Raw genomic sequence first — 20,702 nt, forward strand, 5'->3', positions numbered from 1 at the left:
CTCACTGCAGCGCCCGCAGGCGCTCCCTGACAAATTGTTCCGCTTCCGCGCCCAGGCCGTCGGCCTGTAGCGCTGCCCCGTAGGCCTGTGCCGCCGACGTGTAGCTCGCCGCCCCTTCCAGCGCGAGCCCCAGGCCCATCCACCATACCGCGCGTTGCGGATCCACTTCGAGTACCCGTTGGTACCAACGCGCGGACTCGGCGTAATTGCCGCCGCGCTGGAGCAGCGCGGCGAGCAAGGCATGATACTCGCCATCGCCCAGGCGCGCCGGGGCATGCTCTTGCAGCACGGCCACGGCCCGTTCCGTGTCGCCCCGAGCGGCCAGCAGCCGGGCAAGGCGGGCGGCGAAATCCGCCTCGGCGGCGGCGGAGAGCGCCGGGCGGGCCAGGGCGGCGCGCAGCTCGTCCATGGCCTGCGCCTCACGCCCCGCGCGCAGCAACGCGTCCACCAGGCCGCGGCGGGCGGCTTCCAGGCCGGGCCGCCAATCCAGCGCTTCGCGGTAGGCGCCCGCGGCGGCACCCGGGCGCCGGGCGCCGAGCAGCTTGTCGCCCTCGCGCAGCAGCGCCCGGGCCCGGCGTTCCGGCGTGGGGGCGGCGGCCTGTTTGCTGAAACGGGCCTGACTGGCGGCTGCATCGCCGCCCGCGGCGGCCCCGCCGGAGGGTGTTGCCCGCGCCGCATGCGGCGCCTGCTGCGTGCTTGCCTGAGGGCGGGCCGCGGCTGTGGGCTCGGTGGATGTACCCTGGGTGGGCGCACCATGGCGGGGGAGCACGGTGGCCGTGGCAACCGGCGCGTCCTTTGGTTCGCCCCGGGGCGACGGCGTCGGTGCCGGCGTCGGCAGATGGATATCCAGCGCCAGCCGCGCGCCGTCCTGACCGCGCTCCCAGCCCGCCTGCACCCGCACCGGCTCGTTGAAACTCATGGCCAGTTGCACGCCCTGCTCCCCCTGGCGCAGGTCCACCGTTTGCAGGCGCCCATCCAGGGCGGCGATATCGGGTAGCGCGGCAGCCAGTTCGGCGCCGGGCAGGAGCAGTTCCAGGCTGCGCTCACCACGGCTGATGCGGTGGGGCAGCAGGCGATCGGTGTGCAGGCCCAGGCGCAGCCACTCGCCCTCGCGCCGCGCGTTCAAGGTATGCAGGCGCGGCGCGGGAGCCGGGGCCGGGGCCTGACGGGGCGCGCGGGGGCGCGATGCGCCGGGATCGCTGCGCGACTCTTCAATGGCGGATGCCCCATCGGCAGCGGCCGGAGTTATCGCGGAAGGCACGACGGGGGTCGCCGTACCCTCGGGCGCCGCGGCGCTCTGCTGGCCAGCCCCGGGCGCGGTGGTCCACAGCCACCAGCCACCGCCGGTCACGGCGGCGAGCAGCAACAGAATCAGCAGCGCCCATAGGGTGCGACGCGCCCCCCCGCTCCGGTGCTGCACCGGGCGCAGGCCGGCCAGGGCGTCGCTCTGCCCCCGCTGGCGGCGCTCCAGGTCCCGCAGCACATCGTTGATCAGACTCATCGGCTCCACCCCAGGCGAGCAAACCAGCCGGCGGGGCTGGCATCATCGGTGTCGATAATCGCGCGGCGCACATGGGCGGCCCGCACACGGCTGCGTCCTTCCCCGAACGCGGCCATCAGCGCCTTGTGAGCGAGAATATTCACCAGCCGGGGAATGCCCCGGCTGCCGCGCAACAGCAGCCCCTCGGCACGGGGTTCGAACAGGGGCTCGCCCTGGTAGCCGGCGGCCTGCAGCCGGTAGCGCAGATAATCCGCCAGCCCCGCCCGGTCCAGCGGCCGCAGCCGGTGGGAGAAGGCGATACGGCTGCGCAACTGGCGCAGCCCCGGCTCGGCCAGGCGCTGATCCAGCTCCGGCTGGCCGAAGATCACCAGTTGCAGCAGCTTGTGGGTTTCCGTTTCCAGATTGCTCAGCAGGCGCAGCGCTTCCAGGGTCTCCGCCGGCATGGCCTGGACCTCGTCCACCAGCAGCACGGTGCGCTTGCCTTCCCGGGCCAGCTCCACCAGGCGCGCGTTGAGCTGTTGCGAGAGCCGGTGCTGGCCGGCGTTGCGCTGGTAGGCAATGCCCAGTTCGTCGGCCAGGGCCATGCGCAGGGCGTTGGCGCCGAGGAAGGGGTTGGGGATGTAGGCGCTGTAGTGGCTGTCGTCCAGGCTGTTGAGCAACTGCCGGCAGAGCAGTGTCTTGCCGGTGCCTACCTCGCCGGTGATCTTGATGAAGCCCTCACCGCTGCGCAGCGCCACCATCAGCACATTCAGCGCCTCATGGTGGCTGCCCCGGTTGCAGAAGAAGCTGGTGTCCGGGGTCAGGGCAAAGGGCGGTTCGCGTAGACCGAAATGCGCCAGGTACACGGTCGCCGCCCCTCAGCGACCGCGGTCATCCCGCAGCGAGGAGCGGCGACGCAGATCCTCGTAGCGCCGCAGGCTGTCCTGCACTTCCCGCTCCCAAGCCTGGTCATCCACCACCAGGGGCTTGAGCAGGATCACCAGCTCCTTTTTCACCGAGCCGGTGCTGGTGTGGCGAAAGAGGTTGCCCACCAGCGGAATATCGCTGAGGAACGGCGTGCCGCCACGGTTCTCCGCCTGACGCTCCTGCATCAAGCCGCCGATCACCACCATCTGGCCGCTGCGAGCGCGCACGATGCTGTCGGATTCACGAATGGTGCTGAAGGCGAGCGGCAGGCTCTGCTGCTGTCCGGCCACGGTGATGGTCTTCACCAGTTCGGTGACCTCGGTGACCGAGGGGCGGATGTGCAGGGTGACCACGTCCTGCTCGGAGATCTGCGGGGTCACGTCCAGGGCGATGCCCGAGAAGAACGGCGTGAGGGTGATGTCCGGGCTGACCACGGCATTGTCGCCCACGGAGGTGGTATCGCTCTCCACGTCGGTGACGAAAAACTCGTCGCTGCCCACCTTGATCACCGCCTTCTGGTTATTGACGGTGGACACCCGGGGGCTGGAGAGCACCTGCACATCGCCCTGGGTCTGCAGCAGCTCGATGAGCGCGGCGAAATCGCCCAGATCCACCACGGCCAGGTTGAACACACCGCCGAAGGTGCTGAAGTCCGGCCCCACCGGGTTGCCGTTGCCGTCCACGCCGAAAAGCGGCAGCGTCTGGCTGCCGCCGCTACGCTGGTAGGCGCTGTTGTTGCCGGCATTGTTCAGATTGCCACCGCCGCGCTGGGTGGTGGTCCAGGAGGTGTCCTTGCCGCCACGGCCCAGGGCCTGCCAGTTGATCCCGGCCTGGAAGCCCTCGTTCAGCTCCACCTCCAGGATCTTCGCCTCCAGCACCACCTGACGGTGCACGCTGTCCTGCAGACTGTCCAGATATTGCGCCACCTGGCGCTGTATGGCGGGGTTGGCGCGCACCACCAGCAGACCCGCCTGGGGGGTGATGACCACGGAGGCCTGGGGGTCGCTGGCCACCAACGCCTGCAACGCGTCACGCAGTTCAAGCCAGAAATCCGCCTGGTTGCGGGTCTCGACCCGGCTGGCGTCCTGGTTCTCGCGGCTGCGGGTAGTGCCCGAGCCGCCTTCCTGGTTGTCCACCCGCTCGCTCACCTGTCCCGAGCTCACCCGGGTCTGGGACAGGCCGCTGCGCTGCACGTTCAGGTAATCGAGCTGGTAGATACGGCTCTGGGGCTCGCTGGGGAGCACCAGATAGCCATTGTCGCTGCGCTTGTATTCGTAGCCGAAGACTTCCCGCACGGCGCTCATCACCGCGGGCACGGTGACGTTCTTCAGGCTCAGCGAGATTTCGCCGCTCACCGAAGGGTGCACCACCATGTTGTAGGGCGTGCCCTCCACCAGCCCCATGAAGAACTCACGGGCGGGCACGGCGGTCACGGCCAGATCGAAGCGCGGCTCCTCGGGGGCGGCGCGCGCCTGCTCCGCTCGCGACGCCAGCAGCGCCTGCTGCACCGAGGCGGGCACCTGCGGCGGCGCGGGGCGAGCGGCGGGCTGCTCGGCCCGGGGGGGTGCGGGCTTCGGCTCGGGCTGCGCCCTCTCGGCGGGCGGATTGGCGGCGCATCCGGCGAGGATCAGTACCAGCGCCAGTATGCCCGCTCGGCTCATGCAGGGGCGTTTCATGCTCATTGTTTCCGCTCTCGAAAGACTTTGCCCAGGGCAGGCGCTTCGCCACCCCCCAGCATCAATACCAAAGGGCCGTCGGCACGCTGCAGGCGCACCCGGTCCGGGCGGATATCCACCACCCGCGCCCCGTCGATTTCATCGCCTACGCCCAGCCAGCGCTCACCGATACGCGCCCGACGACGCTGCTCGCCGTAGAGAATGGCATTCAGGCGCAACTCGGTGGTGTGCGCGCGGCTGACGGGCGCGGGCGTCTGCCCGACCCAGCCTGCGGCGGGCCGGGTGGGGTCGCGATCCGCCACGGCGGCGCCGCTGCACAGCATAAGGACAAGCGCCAGACCCGCAATACGCTCAGACACCGATCCACTCCCGATACAAGCTGATGGTGTGCACCCGCAGCCGCACCCGCGCCCGCGGATACTCCTGCACCTCGTACTCCAGGCCATCGCGGTTAAGCCGCCAGGGCAGCGCCTGCAGCGCGCGCAGGTAGCGGCGGGTAGCGGGGAAGTCCCCTTCCCAGACCAGCTCCAGGCCATGCCGGTAGACCGGCACGCTGCTCTGCTCCTCGTCCAGGCCCAGATCCACCTGGGCCACCGGCAGGCTCTCCATGCTGATCAGGCGCAGCCCGCGCTGGGCGCGCAGCAGATCACGCAGCAGCGGCGCCATCTGCGAGGGCGCGACGAAGCCCGCGGTGCGCTCGGCGATGCGAGCATCCAGCCCCTCGCGCTCGGCCTCCAGCTGTGCCAGACGCAGACGCAGGCTGCGGTTCGGGTCCTGTTGGGCGCGGGCGGTGACCGCGTCGATCTGCGAGCGCGCGGTCTCCATGGCGTTGCGGGCCTGCTCCCGGCGCAGCTCCAGCTGCTCCAGCGCCTGCTCCCGCGGCTCGTAGAACCCCACGAACCACAGCCCGCCCAGGGCGCTCAGCACCGCCAGGAAAACCAGCAGCCGCTCGCGCAGGCTGAAGCCGTCGATGCGCTGGCCGATACGCTCCAGAAATGCCTTCACTGATCGCCCCCCGCCGCTTCCAGCTCGAAGCGCAGGGCGCGCTCGTCCAGCCGCTCCACCCGCAGCCCCTGGAAGCGCTGCTCGGCCAGGCCGGGTTGTTCACCCAAGCGTTCCATCCACAGCGGCAAGCGGGCCGCATCCAGGGTCAGACCTTGCAGGCTCGCCGCGCCACGGCCATCGAGCACTATACGGGTGAGCCAAAGATCGTCCTCGGCGGCGCGCGCCAGACCATCCAGCACGGCGGCGTAATCCGCTCCCGCCTGGCTGCCCGCGCCGAACACTTCCAGAAAGCGTCGCTTGCGCCGCAGTTCCTCCTCGCCCGCCGCCACCTGGCGCTCCAGCGCGGGGTCTCGGCGCGGCTCGGGAAAGCGGACCTCCAGCACCGTGAGCCGCTGCTGCAGCCCCTGGCGCTGGGCTTCCAGTTCGGCCAATTCCGCTTCCTGCACGCGCAGGCGCCATTCCACCACCGCGGACAGAGCCAGCAAGCCCAAGGCCACCAGCAGCAAACCGAGCAACATGGCCCGGGAGGAGAAGACCTTGGCCTCCCGGCGCAGAATCGGCTGATACAGATTGATCTGCTGGTTCACAGGGCCTTCCGCTCCCGGCGCAGCGCGCCCCCCAGGGCGTAGAGCAGCGGCGCCTGCGCCGCCGGCTCGGGCGTCTGGTCGAATTCCACGACCTGGTGCAGATCCAGGCCGAAGGCCGGCACCCCCAGCTGCTCGTTGAGATACTCCACCAAGCGATCCCGCGGACCGTCCATGGGGGCGACCAGGATGCGCGAGGCGGGCACGCCGGCCAGCTGGCTTTCGTAGTAATCCAGCGAGCGCTGCAACTCCAGCACCAGCGATTCATAGCGCAGGGTGCCCTCGTCGATCAGCGCCTCACTGCCGAAATCCAGCCCGCGCGCCAGATACAGGGCCTGGTCCCGGCACACGGTGATCAGGCCCCGCCGCTCACCCAGCGCCAGCACCACCACGCCACCGGCCTGCTCCGGCACCTGGGCGGCGATATTGCGCAGCCCCAGCTCCGCCACATCCACCGCCTGCAGCCACAGCCCCGAGCCCTGGACGGTATCCACCAGCTCCTGCACCCGGCGCAGCCGCGCGGATACGGCGAACATCATTTTCACGGCACCGCGGTTGACGGATTCAGGGACGGCGAAGGCGTCCACCACCGCATCGTCCACGTGGTAGTCGATCAGGTCCTTGATGCGCCACCGAATGGCGGCGCGCAGTTCGGCGGGATCCACATCGGGTGCTTCCACCTGCAGCAACTGGTAGTCACCGGGGCTCAGCATGCAAACACAGGGCCGGCGCTCCAGGCCATGCTCGCGCACCAGTTCGGCGAGCACCCGGGCGCGCTCGTCCGCGCCTTCCACCGGCCGGCTCAACGCCAGTTCCACCCGGCCGTCATCGTCCCGGCAGCGAACCAACGCGAGCTGCCGATCGGTGAAATGCACGCCCACCAGAGAGCCGCTTTTGGGTTTTTTCCGCAGGAAGCGCAACAGGACCGTACCCCCCCAGTCCGTACCCGTCGGCTTCCCTGCCTGCGGGGGTTTATATGGTTATTCGATGAGCAGCGAGCTTATCCAGCTTTTTGCCCATGGGCAACAGCCAAGACCCCACGCTACAATAGCTTTTGGGCGGCTTGCGGAGACTCCATGAACCCTGACTCACCCCTGTGCGAGGCCCTGCGTAGCCAGCTTTGCGACCCGCCGCCGGCGCGGCTGCTCTGCATCGGCGATGGCGCCCTCAGGCTGGCGAACGCCTGCGGCCTGACGGCGCCATCACGCGCCTTGAGCCCCGCGCAGGCGGCAAGCGCACTGCCCTCGCCGGAGGGCGACGCGCCCGTGGAGCTGGCGCTGCTCTGCGGGCTGACCGAGCTCCAGCGGGCGCAGGCGGGGCCACTGATCGCCGCCCTGCGTGACCGGGGGGCGCGACAACTGATGGTGCTGGTGGATGCCCCGGCCGGGCACTGGGCGCACGATGACATGATCGCCTACGGGCTGACCCGGCGCTTTCGCGAGGCGCGGGATGGCCGGCTGCGCGCCCTGTATGAATTCGCCATCGCCACCTACAAGACCACGCCGGATTGGTTGAATGCCAACAACTGGGCCAATCCGCAGCTGTGGGACAAGTACCGCTGGTGAGCGGCCCCGGGGCATATAACGACCCCACCTACTTTTATACTTAAATATTCCTTTTGAGTATAAGCGGCGACTGTTAGCGTGCGCCCCATCAGCCCCATTCCATGCAGGTTCACGCGCTTCCATGTATCTCTACGATCAATACGACCAGACCCTGGTCGAACAACGTGTCGCCCAGTATCGGGAGCAGACCCGGCGCTATCTCGCCGGTGAGCTCAGCGAGGAGGAATTTCGCCCGCTGCGCCTGATGAACGGCCTCTACATCCAGCGACACGCCCCGATGCTGCGGGTATCCATCCCCTACGGGCTGCTGGCGAGCCGGCAGCTGCGGCGCCTGGCCTCCATCGCCCGGAAATACGACAAGGGCTACGGCCACTTCACCACCCGTCAGAACATCCAGTTCAACTGGCCGGCCCTGGAGCGGGTGCCCGACATCCTCGCCGAGCTGGCCGAGGTGCAGATGCACGCCATCCAGACCAGCGGCAACTGCATCCGCAACGTCACCTCCGACCACCTGGCCGGCGTCAGCCAGGACGAACTGGAAGATCCGCGCCCGTATTGCGAGATCATCCGCCAGTGGGCCACCTTCCACCCCGAGTTCAGTTATCTGCCGCGCAAGTTCAAGATCGCGGTCAGCGGCGCCGACCGTGACCGGGCCGCCACCCGGGTGCACGACATCGGTCTGCAACTGGTGCGCAACGAGGACGGCGAGACCGGCTTCCAGGTGCTGGTGGGCGGCGGACTCGGCCGTACGCCGATCATCGGCGAGGTGATTCGCGAATTCCTGCCCAAGCGCCACCTGCTCTCGTACCTGGAAGCAATCCTGCGGGTCTACAACCTGCACGGCCGCCGGGACAACATCCACAAGGCGCGGATCAAGATTCTGCTGCGCGCCTGGGGCGCCGAGCATTTCGCCCGCGAGGTGGAGGCCGAGTGGGAGCAGCTGCGCGATCAGCCTTCGCTCACCCTGGACGAGGCGGAAGTGCGCCGCATGCAGGCCTTCTTCACCCCGCCCGCCTACGCGACGGATGCCGGTGAAGGCGAGCTGCCGACGCGTATCGACGCCGATCCCGAGTTCGCCCGCTGGGTGCAGCGCAACGTGGTCGCCCACAAGCAGCCCGGCTACGCCGCGGTGTTCGTCTCGCTCAAGGCGCCCGGCGTACCGCCCGGCGACATCACCGCCGAGCAGATGGAAGCCCTCGCCGATCTGGCCGATGAATTCAGCTTCGGCGAGATCCGCGCCAGCCACAACCAGAACCTGCTGCTCACCGACGTGCGTCGCGACCGCCTGTATGCGCTGTGGCAGGGCCTGCGGGCGCAGGAGCTGGCCGCCGCGAACATCGGCACGCTTAGCGACATGATCTGCTGCCCGGGGCTGGATTTCTGCGGCCTGGCCAACGCCAGCTCCCTCTCCATCGCCCGCCAGATCAACGAGCGCTTCGACGATCTGGACCACCTCTATGATCTGGGCGACATACGCCTGAACATATCCGGCTGCATGAACGCCTGCGGGCACCACCATGTGGCCCACATCGGCATTCTGGGCGTGGACAAGAAGGGCGAGGAGTTCTATCAGCTCACCCTGGGCGGCTCCTCCGCCAACGACAGTGCCCTGGGCGACCGGTTGGGCCCGGCCATCGCCAAAGCCGAGGTAGCCGAAGCCCTGGCGCGCATCCTCCAGGTCTACGTGGCGCGCCGCGTGGAAGAAGAACCCTTCGTGGAGACCTATCGCCGGGTGGGCATGGCCCCGTTCAAGGAGGCTGTCTATGCGTAACATCATCAAGGATCGGCAGATCGTCGCCGACCGCTGGCTGCACCTGGACGACGATGCCCTGGTGCCGGATACCGGCGAGCTGATCGTCAGCTGGGCGCGCTGGCAGCGTGAAGGCGAAACGCTACGCGCCCGCCGCCAAGGCGTGGGCGTGCGCATCGACGGCGATGTGCCCGTGGCCGAGGTCGCCGAGCAACTCCTGGACCGGCCCTTGATCGCGCTGGATTTCCCGGTATTCAAGGACGGGCGCTGCCTCACCCACGCCCGGCTGCTGCGCGAACGCTACGGCTACACCGGCGAGCTGCGCGCCGTAGGCGATGTGCTGCGGGATCAGATGTTCTATATGCAGCGCGTGGGCATCAATGCCTTCGAGGTGCGCGAGGACCGTGATCTGGCGGACGCCCTGCAGTCGCTGAATGATTTCAGCCTGAGCTATCAGGCGGCGGCGGACCAGCAGGAGCGGATCTACCAGCGGCGTTTGCGCAGCGCCTGAAGCGCCCGCGCCGCCTGTCCAAGGGGCCATGCGCCGACTGCAGGAACGGCTCATGGCCGCGATTGCCGCCGCCCAGCGACGGCGAGAGAGAATCGCGGTCATGAGCCGCCCCTGGATAACGGACAGGCCACCGATCAGCGCCAGGCAGGCGTCGATCAATCCCTAAAAGCCCCGCTCCCCCAGCCACGTCAGCAGGCAGTCCGCCGCTTCCTGCCAGCGGGTCTCCAACATCATGGCGTGGTTCATGTGCTCGAACAGCACCGCCTCGGTGCCGTAGTGGCGGGCGGTAGCCTCGATCTCCCGGGGCTTGAACAGGCCGTCCTCCACCCCACCCATGACCAGCATGGGCACTTCGTGCAGGCGCGAGCGCCGCGGCAGATCCCCCACGGTCATGTCCCAGATCGCCCGTTGAGATTCGCCCTGGAACCGGTCCATATAGCGACACAGATCGGCCTCGGGCAAATCCTCGGAGAGCACCGCCCGGCGCGCGGTGCGCATATCCGCCAAGGCCGGGCTCACCCCCTGCACCAGGGAGATCTGGGTGAACAGCCAGGGGTCGCCCATCATCAGCCGCATGGTCGGCCCGGCCAGCCCCGTGGGCGGCACCGAGGCCATCAGCACGACGCCCGGCGCGCTGTAACGCTCCAGATACTTCTGCAGCACCATGCCGCCCATGGAGTGCCCGATCAGCACCGGCTCCTGCCCGAGGCGCTTGACCGTGCGGCGCACGTCGTTGACGTAATCGCGGATACCACTACTGTGCAGTTGGCCAGCACTGGCCCCATGGCCGCGCAGGCTCAGCGCGTGGGCATGGTACCCCCGGGCGGCGAAGTACGGCAGGAAATGCTCCTCCCAGCACCAGGCGCCGGCATAGGCGCCGTGGACGAACAGCAGGGGCCGCTCACTGCGCGGCTGCTCCGCCGTATAGCTGATCAGTTCCAGTTCCGGGGCAGCAACCACCGGTTTGAAGAAATCCTGAGCAAAGGCTGCAAACATGGTCCTTATCCTGTGCAGGTTCGGAGGGCGTATTCACTCACACCCGCGTCCGGGCACATGATAACAGCTTCACTTGTCGCGACAGTCCGTGCTTACAGGCTAAGCTGTGACGAAGCGGCCAATACGGAGCTCCGAGGCCGACCACTTACCAGCAGCAAAGCGAACCGCATGAACCCGCACACGCCACAACCCATTCTGCTCAGCGACTACACCCCGCCCGCCTACACCGTGGAGCAGGCGGAGCTGCGCTTCGAGCTCGCCGGCGAGCTCACCACCGTGGACAGCCGGCTCAGCATGCGCCGCCTGGGCGAGCACAGCCAGCCCCTGTGCCTGGACGGCCAGGAGCTGGAGCTGCTGGAGCTGCGCCTGGACGGCCGCCCGTTGAGTGCGGATGAGTACCGGCTGGACGAGAACTCCCTCACCATCCCCGAGGTGCCGGCGCAGTTCGTGCTGGAGGTCCGCAACCGCATCCGCCCCGATCGCAACACCGCCCTGGAGGGCCTGTATCAATCCGGCGAGATGCTCTGCAGCCAGTGCGAGGCCCAGGGCTTTCGCCGCATCACCTGGTATCCGGACCGCCCGGATGTGATGGCCCGTTTCCGGGTCACCCTGGTGGGAGAGCGCGAGCGCTACCCGGTGCTGCTGTGCAACGGCAACCCGGTGGAGCGCGGTGAGCTGGAGGGTGGCCGGCACTGGGTCACCTGGGAAGACCCCTACCCCAAGCCGAGCTACCTGTTCGCCCTGGTGGCGGGTGACCTGCAATGTCACCGGGACCGTTACCGCACCGGCTCCGGGCGCGAAGTCGCGCTGGAGCTCTACTACGAGGCGGAGAACGCAGGCAAGACCGCCCATGCGCTGGAATCGCTGAAAAAGGCCATGGCCTGGGACGAGGAAACCTACGGCCTGGAATACGATCTGGACATCTACATGATCGTGGCGGTGGGCGATTTCAACATGGGGGCCATGGAGAACAAGGGCCTCAACATCTTCAACACCGCCTGCGTCCTGGCCTCGGCCCAGACCGCCACCGACGGCGACTTCGAGACCGTGGAAGCGGTGATCGGCCATGAGTACTTCCACAACTGGACCGGCAACCGGGTCACCTGCCGGGACTGGTTCCAGCTGAGCCTGAAGGAAGGCCTGACGGTGTTTCGCGAACAGCAGTTCTCCGAAGCCATGGGCTCGCCGGCGGTGCAGCGCATCAACCAGGTCCGGCTGCTGCGCGCCGTGCAGTTCCCCGAGGACGCCGGCCCCACCGCCCACCCGGTGCGCCCGGAGAGCTACCTGGAGATCAACAACTTCTACACCTCCACCATCTACAACAAGGGTGGCGAGGTGATCCGCATGTACCACACCCTGCTGGGGGCCGAGGGCTTCCGCCGGGGCATGGATCTCTACGTCCAGCGCCACGACGGCCAGGCGGTGACCTGCGATGATTTTCGCGCCGCCATGGCCGATGCCAACGACCGGGATCTGGCGCAGTTCGGCCGGTGGTACAGCCAGGCCGGCACGCCGCGGCTGCGGGTCAGCGATCACTACGACCCGGACAAGCAACGCTACACCCTGAAGGTGATGCAATCCTGCCCCGCCACCCCGGGCCAGACGGAGAAGCAGCCCTTCCACATTCCGCTCAAGCTCGGGCTGCTGGCCGCCGACGGCCGGGATCTGCCCCTGCGCCTGGCCGGCGAGAGCGAAGCCCGGGCCGGCAGCCGCGTACTGGAGTTGCGCGAGCGGGAGGAAACCTTCGTCTTCGAGGATCTGCCCGAGCGCCCGGTGCCCTCGCTGCTGCGGGGCTTCTCGGCGCCGGTGCAACTGGACTATCCCTACAGCCTCGAACAACTGGCCTTCCTGTTCGCCCGGGACAGCGACCCCTTCAACCGCTGGGAGGCCGGCCAGCGGCTGGCCTGCAGGGTGCTGCTGGAATGGGCCCGGCGCGGCCCGGCGAGCCAGCTGCCCGAGGAGTTGCTGGAGGGCTTTCGGCGCACCCTGGCCGATACGCGCCTGGACCGAGCCCTGATCGCCGAAGCGCTGAGCCTGCCCGGCGAAGCCTACCTGGCCGAGCAGATGCAGCCCGCCGACCCCGGCGCCATCCATGACGCCCGGGAGGCCCTGCGCCGGCAGCTCGGCCGCGCCCTGCGCCCCGAGTGGCTGCGGCTGCACGCGGCGCTGGCCGATGACACGCCATACCGCTACCGGGCCGAGGACGCCGGCCGGCGCCGACTGCGCAACCTGGCGCTGGATTACCTGCTGAGCGAGCCGGACGCGGACACCCTGGCACTGGCCCACCGCCAGCTGGAACAGGCCGACAACATGACCGCCGGCATCGCCGCGCTCTCGCTGCTGGCCGATCAGCGGGATGAGGCCAGCGAGCAGGCCCTGGAGCGCTTCCACAAGCGCTGGCGCCACGATGCCCTGGTGCTGGATAAATGGTTCCGGGTGCAGGCCACCTCCCGCCGGGAAGACATCCTGAAGCGGGTCGCCGGCCTGGCGCGGCATGCGGATTTCCACATCACCAACCCCAACCGGGTGCGCGCCCTGCTCGGCGCCTTCGCCCAGGGCAACCCCTCCGCCTTCCACCACCCCTCCGGCGGGGGTTATCGTTTCCTGGCGGACCATGTTCTCAAGCTCAACGACATCAACCCGCAGATCGCCGCCCGGCTGGTGACCCCGCTGAGCCGCTGGCAGCGCTTCGACGAGACCCGCCAGGGGCTGATGCGCGCCGAGCTGGAACGAATAATGTCGCACCCGACCTTGTCAAATGATGTATACGAACTTGTATCGAAAAGCCTGAACCCTTAATGATGGAGCCTTCCGGCGGCCAGGCCGCCGAACAGGACGGACCGAGCCCATGAACATCACACGCCTGTCTCCGGTGCGCGCCCTGCTCACCGGGCTGCTGGCCCTGCTGCTCAGCCTCCCGGGCGCCTGGCCGGAGCTCGCCGGCGCACGGCAACTGGAAGCCGCGCCGCATCAGCAACGCACCGCTCGCCTGGTGGGGGAGTTGCTCTCCCAGTACCACTACCGGGAAGAGGCCGTGGGCGACCCCCTGGCCGAGAAGGCCCTGGAAGCCTATCTGGACCTGCTCGACCCGCAGCGCTACTACTTCCTCGCCGCGGACATCCGCGAATTCCGTGCCTTTCAGCACCGGCTGGACGAGCAGCTGCTCGCCGGCGAGCTGGACGCCGCGCTGCATATCTACGAGCGCTTCACCCGGCGGGTGCTGGAGCGCTCCGCCCATGCGGGGAGGCTGCTGACCGACGAACCGGCCTTCGACGAGAACGAGGCGCTGGAGCTGGACCGTCGTGAGGCCGACTGGGCCGAGAGCCCCGCGGAACTGGATGGCCTCTGGCGCCAGCGGGTGCGGCACGATGCCCTTACCCTGCGCCTGACCGGGCTGGAATGGGAAAAGGTGCGCGAGACCCTGGCCGATCGCTACCAGCGCATCGCCCGCACCACCGAAGAGAGCAAGATCGCCGACGTCTTCGAGCTGTACATGATGGCCTGGGGGCACGCCTACGACCCCCACTCGGCGTATATGTCGCCGCGCAGCGCGGAGAACTTCGACATTCACATGCGCCTGTCCCTGGAAGGCATAGGCGCCATGCTCAAGAGCAGCAACGACTTCACCGAGATCGTCGAGCTGATCACCGGCGGCCCCGCCGCCCGCAGCGAGCAGCTCAAGCCCGGCGACCGGATCATCGGCGTCGCCCAGGGCCGCTCCGGCGAGATGAAAGACGTGGTCGGCATGCGCCTGCAGGACGTGGTGGACCTGATCCGCGGCCACAAGGGCACGGTGGTGCGGCTGCAAATACTGCCCACCGTCAGTGGCGGCACGGCCACCCCCCGCGAAGTGAGCCTGGTGCGCAACGAGATCCAGCTAGAGGAGCAGGCCGCCCAGGCGGAAGTGATCGAAACGCCCGACGCCCGGCGCATCGGCGTGATCAGCATCCCCGCCTTCTACAGTGACTTCGCCGCCGCCGAGGCCGGCAAGAAGAATTACCGCAGCACCACCCGGGACGTACACCGGCTCATCGAGGAGCTCCAGCAGGAGCAACGCCTGGACGGGCTGATCGTGGATCTGCGCGGCAACGGGGGCGGTGCGCTCAACGAAGCCGTGGACCTGACGGGGCTGTTCATAGACCGCGGCCCCGTGGTGCAGATCCGCGACAGCGCCGGCCGCGTGGAAGTGCTGCAGGATCAGAACGCGGGCACCGCCTGGGACGGGCCGCTGGGCGTACTGGTGGATCGCTACAGCGCCTCCGCCTCGGAGATCTTCGCCGCCGCCATCCAGGACTACCAGCGTGGTCTGGTGATCGGCGAGACCACCTTCGGCAAGGGCACGGTGCAGACCCTCATCCCCCTGGACCGTTTCAGCCTGCGGCGCAGCGAACCGGCCGGGCGGCTGAAGCTGACCATCGCCAAGTTCTACCGCGTCAACGGCGCCAGCACCCAGCTGCGCGGCGTCGAGCCGGACCTGAAACTGCCCAGCCCCGACGATGAGAGCGACTACGGTGAACGGGCCGTGGCCAACGCCCTCCCCTGGGACCGCATCCGCCCGGTGAGTTATCAGCCCGACGAGGGGCTGGGCCCGCTGCTGCCGCGCCTGCGCGACCATTACGAGCAGCACATCGGCGAAAGCGCCGCCTTTCAGGCGCTGCTGGAGGAGTACGCCCAGATCCGCTCCCTTCAGGGGCAGACCCGGGTGTCACTGAACGAATCCGCCCGGCGCGCCCAGCGGGAGAGCTTCAGCACGGAACGCCTGGAGGCGCTGAACCGGCGCCGGGCCGCCTACGAGCTGCCGCCACTGCAGAGCCTGGACGAAGCGGAACAGGACGAATCCACCCCGGATACGCTACTGCGAGCCGCCGCGGCCGTGGTGAGCGAACTGGCCCGCCTGAGCTCCCCCACCGGCACTGGGCCGCTGCATGCCACCCAGGCCTCTCGCTGAGAAACCCCCCGCCCCCTCGCCCGCGCCCCCCTGGCGCTTGGCGAGGGGGCAACGCTTGCGTAATCTTTGACGCCGGCCCAGGCAACAGGAACAACCCCCATGAGTGAACAAGAGCCCGTGGTGGCCTGCCACGAACTCACATGCGCCGCCGGGCGGATCGGCGTCGCCCGGTTGAACACCCCGCGCAAGCTCAATGCCCTGGGGCTGGACATGATCCAGACCCTGGACCGGCAGCTCAGCGCCTGGGCAGAGGACCCGGCCATTGCCGTGGTGGTCCTGCACGGGGCCGGCGGCAAGGCCTTCTGCGCCGGCGGCGACATCCGCCTGGTCACCGATGCCATACGGCGGGGCGAAACCGGCCCGCGGGACATGCCGGCGACCTACTTCGCCGAAGAGTACCGGCTGGATTACCGCATCCATACCTACCCCAAGCCCTTGCTGGTCTGGGGCGAGGGCATCGTCATGGGCGGCGGCATGGGCTTGATGGCCGGCGGCTCCCACCGGGTGGTGACCCCCAACAGCCTGCTGGCCATGCCCGAGATCACCATCGGCCTGTTCCCGGACGTGGGCGCGACCTGGTATCTGAACCGCATGCCCGCCGGGGCGGGGCTGTACCTGGGCCTCACCGGCGCGCGTTTCAACGCCGCCGACGCCCTGTTCCTCGGCTTCGCCGACTGCTTGCTGGAGGACGGCAGTCTGGACGCCGTGCTGGAGGCGCTGCAGGCCTGCCGCTGGGGCGCCGAGCCCGCCGCCGACCATGACCGGCTGAGCGAGCTGCTGCGTCGCTTTGTCGCCGCCAGCGCGCCGGCCGAGCAGATCGGCCCGCGCCTGCCGCGCATCCGCGAGATGCTGCGTTATCGGGACGTGGCGCGCACGGTGGCGGAGATCCGCCGCCTCAGCGCGGGCGATGCGTATCTGCAAGAGAATGCCGAGCGACTGTTGGCGGGCAGCCCGCTTTCCGCCCACGTCATCAGCGCCCAGCTGCGCGGCGGCAAGCACCTCTCCCTGGCCGAGTGCTTCCGCCTGGAACTGACCCTGGCGGTGCGCTTCGCCCAGGGGCACGATTTCGCCGAAGGGGTGCGGGCACTGCTGATCGACAAGGACAGGCAGCCCCGGTGGGAATGTACGGATTTCGCCGATGTGGCACCCGAGCGGGTGACGGAGCATTTCCGCTCGCCCTGGGAGCCGGGAGAAGGCCCGTTGGACTGACGGACCGCGCACGGGGTCGGGAGGGGGATCCGCGATGCCGCGGCGCCAGGTCGCGGTTGCGCGGACCTGGCCGCCCAGCGAGGCGTAGCCCGGATGTAGCCGAAGGCGAGAACCCGGGAGTCCCGGGGCCGCCATGATCCCCGTTACCCGACGGGCTCCATGTGCTCCACGATCAGCTGCACGCTGTCACGGCCCCGGAAACTGTTGACGTCCAGCCGGTAGCCCAGGCGCACCCGCCCGTCCAGTTCGGCCCAGCCCTGTTCCGCCGCCCGAAAGGCGATGGCGTCGATCACCGCCCCACCCTGCTCGTGGCGCAGCCGCAGCTTGAGATGCTTGCCGCCCCCCACCAGACGAGCGTCGACGATATCGAAGCGCCCGTCGAACAGCGGCTCGGGGAAGCCCTGACCCCAGGGGCCGGCATCCCGCAACAGCCCCGCCAGTTCCAGGTTGAGCTCATCGGGCATGAGTTCGCCATCGGTGTACAGCACGCGCTCCAGCGCATCGCCATCCAGGCTCTCGCCCACCACGGCCTGAAAGGCGGCGACGAAGCGTGGGTAATCCGCCCGCGCCAGGCTCAGCCCCGCCGCCATGGCGTGGCCGCCAAAACGCGGCACCAGGCCCGGGTTGAGGGTCGCCACCCGCTCCAGCGCATCGCGCACATGCAGCCCCGGGATGGAGCGCGCCGAGCCCTTCAGGGTCTCGCCCCGCTCATCGGCGGGGGCGAACACCAGCACCGGGCGGTGAAAGCGCTCCTTGATGCGCGAGGCCAGCAGGCCGATCACCCCCTGGTGCCAGCTCTGGTCCATCAGGCACAGCGCATCGGGCAGCTCGCCCTGGGCCAGCTCGGCGATCAGCCCTTCCACATGCCCCAGCGCTTCGCCTTGCATCTGCGCCTCGATCTCGCGGCGCTGGCGGTTGAGCTCATCCAGGCGTTCGGCCAGGGGGGCGGCGGCGTCGGGGCTGTCGGCCAACAGGCATTCTATCCCGAGCGCCATGTCCTCCAGCCGCCCGGCGGCATTGAGCCTCGGCCCCACGGCGAAACCCAGATCGGTGGCGGACACCCGCGAGCGCTGCCGCCCGGCCAGTTCCAACAGGGCGCTGATGCCCGGTCGGCAACGCCCGGCGCGGATCCGCTCCAGGCCCTGGGCCACCAGCACCCGGTTGTTGCGATCCAGCGGCACCACGTCGGCGACACTGCCCAGGGCCACCAGGTCCAGGTAATCGGCCAGGTTGGGTGTACTCAGCCCCCGGGCGTCGAACCAGCCCAGCGCCCGCAGCCGGGCGCGCAGCGCGGCCATGACGTAGAAGGCCACCCCCACCCCGGCCAGGGCCTTGCTGGGGAACTGATCGCCCTGCAGGTTCGGGTTGACGATGGCCGCGGCCTCGGGCAGTTCCGCGCCGGGCAGATGGTGATCGGTGACCAGCACCCGGATGCCCCGGGCGTTGGCCGCCGCCACGCCCTCGATGCTGGAGATGCCGTTGTCCACGGTCATGATCACGTGGGGCTCGCGGGGCGCGGCCAGCTCCACGATCTCGGGGGTGAGCCCGTAGCCGTACTCGAAACGGTTGGGCACCAGGTAATCCACCCGCCCCGCGCCCATGGCGCGCAGAGCCAGCATGGAGAGCGCGCAGCTGGTGGCGCCGTCGGCGTCGAAATCGCCAACGATGAGGATGCGCTGGTCGGCCTGAATGGCCTCGGCCAGCAGCGCGGAGGCCGCCTCCAGGCCGTGCAGGCCGGCGGTGGGCAGCAGGCTCGCCAGGCGGGTGTCCACCCCTTCGCCGGGCTGCAGGCGCGCGGCATAGAGCCTGCGCAGCACCGGATGAAGCTCACCGGGCAGTTCGCGAGGGTCGGCGCGCAGGGCGCGGCGCTGGATGCGGCGAGGCGTGCTCATGACTGCAACTGCGGAAAGTCGCCGAAGGGCTTGCGCCGGCGCCACAGCCGCCAGCGATCCCGGCGACTGTAGACGCGCCCGGTTCCCAGATCGGTGTGCAGCACGAGCCTGGACCACTCGCCCTGCCCCAGGGCCTTCAGCGCCGGGGCGATGTACTGTGCCTCCAGCGCCGCCAGGGCACTGAGCCATTGCGCCATATCACCACTGCCCAGCGCACGCCGGGCGTCATCGAGCACCAGCAGTTGTCGTCCGCCCGCCCGGGGCAGCCCCCGCGGGCGCGGCGCGATGGCCGCGCCCCCCAGGCCGGCCAGGCCTCGGGCGTAGGTATCATCCGCATACACCCAGTCCCAGGGGGCGGCGAAACGCTCGGGCTGGCGGCCACCGCCCCAGATCCACAGCCCGTTCACCGGGAGCTCACCGCGGGCTTCCCGTTCGGTGTTGAGCGCCAGCGCGTGGAAGAGCATCTGGGTTTCGTTGAGACGATTGATCCAGGCGCGAGCATCCTCGCCGGTGGGCAGATAGGCATCCAGATAGGCCCCCAGCACCCGCTCCAGCGGCGAGGTATTCAGGCGCGGCGCCTGCTCGCTTCGCAGGAACCAGGCGCCCTCGTGGACGTGCAGGGACAGCCCGTCTTGGGCGAAAAACTCGTTGAAGGCCTCCGCCAGGGCCGCATGTTCCGCGGCGCGCACCGGCAGCATGGCGCCGCCGAAGGCCATGACCCGGTCGCGATCGGCGCGCAGGTGCAGCGGCGCGGCGCGAAACCAGAAACCCTCGCCCGCCGGCTGGCCGGCGCCGATCAGGCTCACCGGCCCCACCGGCGCCTGCTCGGCGCGGACACCGAACAGCGCCGCCAGGGCGGGCTCGAAACCGGGTGCAAGTGTTCGGCGGCGGCCCCGGGAGAAGAGCGTGCCGAGTGCCGGCAGCTCCCGCAGCTCCGGCAGGCGGGCCGCCTGGGCGGGCACCGGGCCCAACAGGCCCGGCAGCAGCAGATGCAGCTCCGTGGTGCTCAAAGCTTGTCGAGGATGGCCCGCTTTACCGCATCCAGGGTGGCGTCCACGCTAACGATGGCATCGCCGGTCTGCTGGATGGCGATGTCCGGATCCTTCAGGCCATGGCCGGTGAGGGTGCAGACCACGGTGCTGCCCTCGGGGATCTTGCCCGAGCGGATGTCGCGCATGGCACCGGCCAGCGAGGTGGCCGAGGCCGGCTCGCAGAACACGCCCTCGCGGCTGGCCAGCAGGCGCTGGGCGGCGAGGATTTCCTCATCGGCGCACTCATCGAACCAGCCGCCGGATTCCTTCTGCACCGCCCAGGCATGGCCCCAGGACTGGGGATGGCCGATGCGGATGGCGGTGGCCACGGTCTCGGGCTGGTCCACCATGGCGCCGCGCAGGAAGGGGGCGGAGCCGCTGGCCTGATAGCCCACCATGACCGGGCGGCTGTTGACCACCGCGGTCTTGAAGCGGCTGTGGCCCTTGGAGTAGGTGTCGGCGGCGGTGTCCACGCCGGCGTACTCGCTGTAGCCGATCCAGTGGGCGGTGATGTTGCCCGCGTTGCCCACCGGCAGGCAGTGGTAATCGGGGGCCCGCTCCAGCTCCTCGACGATTTCGTAGGCGGCGGTCTTCTGGCCCTGCAGCCGGTAGGGGTTGATGGAGTTGACGATGGTCACCGGGGCTTCCGCCGCCACCTCTTTCACCAGGCGCATGCCCTCGTCGAAGTTGCCCTTGATCTGCACGATCACCGCGCCGTGCATGATGGCCTGGGCGAGCTTGCCCATGGCGATCTTGCCGTCCGGGATCAGCACGAAGGCGGTGATGCCGGCGCGGGCGGCATAGGCCGCGGCCGCCGCGGAGGTGTTGCCGGTGGACGCGCAGATGATGGCCTTGGCGCCCTCGTTCACCGCCTGGGTGACGGCCATGGTCATGCCCCGATCCTTGAAGGAGCCGGTGGGGTTGAGCCCCTCGTACTTGACGTAGATGTCCACGTCCTTGCCCAGATCCCGGGGGATGTTGTTCAGCTTGATCAGCGGCGTGTTGCCCTCGCCCAGGCTGATGAGCCGGGTGTCGTCCTTCACGGGCAGGCGGTCGCGGTAGTTGTTGATCAGGCCGGTGTAACGGGGTCGGAACGGCATGGCGAATCCTTGGGCTGCGGGTCTTGGT

The 20,702-nt window shown here is 69.1% G+C and carries 17 protein-coding genes; 6 read left to right on the forward strand and 11 right to left on the reverse strand.

Annotation, left to right across the window (positions count from 1 at the left end; all coding sequences use genetic code 11):
- Position 1: 1 nt before the first annotated feature.
- Genes GBG68_RS12290 through pilM form a run of 7 tightly spaced genes read right to left on the reverse strand, consistent with a single transcriptional unit; the run spans position 2 to position 6,553 of the window.
- A complete protein-coding gene (locus tag GBG68_RS12290; protein WP_152147772.1) occupies positions 2-1,501 on the reverse strand; it encodes a tetratricopeptide repeat protein in 1,500 nt (499 codons plus the stop codon).
- The gene (locus GBG68_RS12295) at positions 1,498-2,346 is read right to left on the reverse strand and encodes an ExeA family protein (protein WP_152147774.1); all 849 of its coding nucleotides are present in this window, start codon (positions 2,344-2,346) and stop codon (positions 1,498-1,500) included. Before GBG68_RS12295 ends, GBG68_RS12290 begins: the two co-directional genes overlap by 4 nt.
- Positions 2,347-2,358: 12 nt before the next feature.
- Positions 2,359-4,089: a pilus (MSHA type) biogenesis protein MshL gene (mshL, locus tag GBG68_RS12300; protein ID WP_226801792.1), complete on the reverse strand. Its 1,731-nt coding sequence runs from the start codon at positions 4,087-4,089 to the stop codon at positions 2,359-2,361.
- Complete coding sequence (locus GBG68_RS12305) at positions 4,086-4,442, reverse strand: hypothetical protein (protein ID WP_152147776.1); 357 nt, start codon at positions 4,440-4,442, stop codon at positions 4,086-4,088. The genes mshL and GBG68_RS12305 overlap by 4 nt, the downstream gene beginning before the upstream one ends.
- Positions 4,435-5,088, reverse strand: coding sequence for a hypothetical protein (locus GBG68_RS12310; protein ID WP_152147778.1), 654 nt, complete (start codon positions 5,086-5,088; stop codon positions 4,435-4,437). Before GBG68_RS12310 ends, GBG68_RS12305 begins: the two co-directional genes overlap by 8 nt.
- Positions 5,085-5,675, reverse strand: a complete 591-nt coding sequence (locus GBG68_RS12315) for a PilN domain-containing protein (RefSeq protein ID WP_152147780.1) — start codon at positions 5,673-5,675, stop codon at positions 5,085-5,087. The genes GBG68_RS12310 and GBG68_RS12315 overlap by 4 nt, the downstream gene beginning before the upstream one ends.
- Positions 5,672-6,553: a pilus assembly protein PilM gene (gene pilM, locus GBG68_RS14470; protein WP_152147782.1), complete on the reverse strand. Its 882-nt coding sequence runs from the start codon at positions 6,551-6,553 to the stop codon at positions 5,672-5,674. Before pilM ends, GBG68_RS12315 begins: the two co-directional genes overlap by 4 nt.
- Before the next feature lie 195 nt (positions 6,554-6,748).
- Between pilM and GBG68_RS12325 the strand changes: the two genes are divergently transcribed.
- The 3 genes from GBG68_RS12325 to GBG68_RS12335 all read left to right on the forward strand — a co-directional run bounded on the left by GBG68_RS12325 (position 6,749) and on the right by GBG68_RS12335 (position 9,498).
- Entirely contained in the window at positions 6,749-7,237 is a 489-nt protein-coding gene (locus GBG68_RS12325; RefSeq protein WP_152147783.1) for a DUF6231 family protein, read from the forward strand.
- A 121-nt stretch (positions 7,238-7,358) separates the two neighbouring features.
- Positions 7,359-9,008: a nitrite/sulfite reductase gene (locus GBG68_RS12330; protein ID WP_152147785.1), complete on the forward strand. Its 1,650-nt coding sequence runs from the start codon at positions 7,359-7,361 to the stop codon at positions 9,006-9,008.
- Positions 9,001-9,498, forward strand: coding sequence for a DUF934 domain-containing protein (locus GBG68_RS12335; RefSeq protein WP_152147787.1), 498 nt, complete (start codon positions 9,001-9,003; stop codon positions 9,496-9,498). Before GBG68_RS12330 ends, GBG68_RS12335 begins: the two co-directional genes overlap by 8 nt.
- 162 nt (positions 9,499-9,660) lie before the next feature.
- Here the strand turns inward: GBG68_RS12335 and GBG68_RS12340 are convergent, their stop codons facing one another.
- Complete coding sequence (locus GBG68_RS12340; protein WP_152147789.1) at positions 9,661-10,494, reverse strand: alpha/beta hydrolase; 834 nt, start codon at positions 10,492-10,494, stop codon at positions 9,661-9,663.
- Positions 10,495-10,662: 168 nt separating this feature from the next.
- Between GBG68_RS12340 and pepN the strand changes: the two genes are divergently transcribed.
- The 3 genes from pepN (at position 10,663) to GBG68_RS12355 (ending at position 16,651) form a co-directional block, all read left to right on the forward strand.
- The gene (gene pepN / locus GBG68_RS12345) at positions 10,663-13,293 is read left to right on the forward strand and encodes an aminopeptidase N (RefSeq protein WP_152147792.1); all 2,631 of its coding nucleotides are present in this window, start codon (positions 10,663-10,665) and stop codon (positions 13,291-13,293) included.
- 49 nt (positions 13,294-13,342) lie between these two features.
- Entirely contained in the window at positions 13,343-15,442 is a 2,100-nt protein-coding gene (locus tag GBG68_RS12350) for a carboxy terminal-processing peptidase (RefSeq protein WP_152147794.1), read from the forward strand.
- Positions 15,443-15,541: 99 nt separating this feature from the next.
- A complete protein-coding gene (locus GBG68_RS12355; RefSeq protein ID WP_152147796.1) occupies positions 15,542-16,651 on the forward strand; it encodes an enoyl-CoA hydratase/isomerase family protein in 1,110 nt (369 codons plus the stop codon).
- Between the two features lie 143 nt (positions 16,652-16,794).
- Here GBG68_RS12355 and recJ read toward each other — a convergent pair whose 3' ends face one another.
- Genes recJ through thrC form a run of 3 tightly spaced genes read right to left on the reverse strand, consistent with a single transcriptional unit; the run spans position 16,795 to position 20,674 of the window.
- Entirely contained in the window at positions 16,795-18,543 is a 1,749-nt protein-coding gene (gene recJ, locus GBG68_RS12360; protein WP_152147798.1) for a single-stranded-DNA-specific exonuclease RecJ, read from the reverse strand.
- Entirely contained in the window at positions 18,540-19,553 is a 1,014-nt protein-coding gene (locus GBG68_RS12365) for a hypothetical protein (RefSeq protein WP_152147800.1), read from the reverse strand. The genes recJ and GBG68_RS12365 overlap by 4 nt, the downstream gene beginning before the upstream one ends.
- Positions 19,550-20,674, reverse strand: coding sequence for a threonine synthase (thrC, locus tag GBG68_RS12370; protein ID WP_152147802.1), 1,125 nt, complete (start codon positions 20,672-20,674; stop codon positions 19,550-19,552). The genes GBG68_RS12365 and thrC overlap by 4 nt, the downstream gene beginning before the upstream one ends.
- Positions 20,675-20,702: the final 28 nt, after the last annotated feature.

Origin of the sequence: Alkalilimnicola sp. S0819 (assembly GCF_009295635.1) — a bacterium.
Taxonomy (GTDB): domain Bacteria; phylum Pseudomonadota; class Gammaproteobacteria; order Nitrococcales; family WHIW01; genus S0819.

What these genes read in the sequence shown, in the direction of transcription:
- GBG68_RS12290 (WP_152147772.1), bottom strand. Translation starts at nt 1,501, where the DNA reads ATGAGTCTGATCAACGATGTGCTGCGGGACCTGGAGCGCCGCCAGCGG.
- mshL (WP_226801792.1), bottom strand. Translation starts at nt 4,089, where the DNA reads ATGAGCATGAAACGCCCCTGCATGAGCCGAGCGGGCATACTGGCGCTG.
- GBG68_RS12325 (WP_152147783.1), top strand. Translation starts at nt 6,749, where the DNA reads ATGAACCCTGACTCACCCCTGTGCGAGGCCCTGCGTAGCCAGCTTTGC.
- GBG68_RS12330 (WP_152147785.1), top strand. Translation starts at nt 7,359, where the DNA reads ATGTATCTCTACGATCAATACGACCAGACCCTGGTCGAACAACGTGTC.
- GBG68_RS12335 (WP_152147787.1), top strand. Translation starts at nt 9,001, where the DNA reads ATGCGTAACATCATCAAGGATCGGCAGATCGTCGCCGACCGCTGGCTG.
- GBG68_RS12340 (WP_152147789.1), bottom strand. Translation starts at nt 10,494, where the DNA reads ATGTTTGCAGCCTTTGCTCAGGATTTCTTCAAACCGGTGGTTGCTGCC.
- pepN (WP_152147792.1), top strand. Translation starts at nt 10,663, where the DNA reads ATGAACCCGCACACGCCACAACCCATTCTGCTCAGCGACTACACCCCG.
- GBG68_RS12350 (WP_152147794.1), top strand. Translation starts at nt 13,343, where the DNA reads ATGAACATCACACGCCTGTCTCCGGTGCGCGCCCTGCTCACCGGGCTG.
- GBG68_RS12355 (WP_152147796.1), top strand. Translation starts at nt 15,542, where the DNA reads ATGAGTGAACAAGAGCCCGTGGTGGCCTGCCACGAACTCACATGCGCC.
- recJ (WP_152147798.1), bottom strand. Translation starts at nt 18,543, where the DNA reads ATGAGCACGCCTCGCCGCATCCAGCGCCGCGCCCTGCGCGCCGACCCT.
- thrC (WP_152147802.1), bottom strand. Translation starts at nt 20,674, where the DNA reads ATGCCGTTCCGACCCCGTTACACCGGCCTGATCAACAACTACCGCGAC.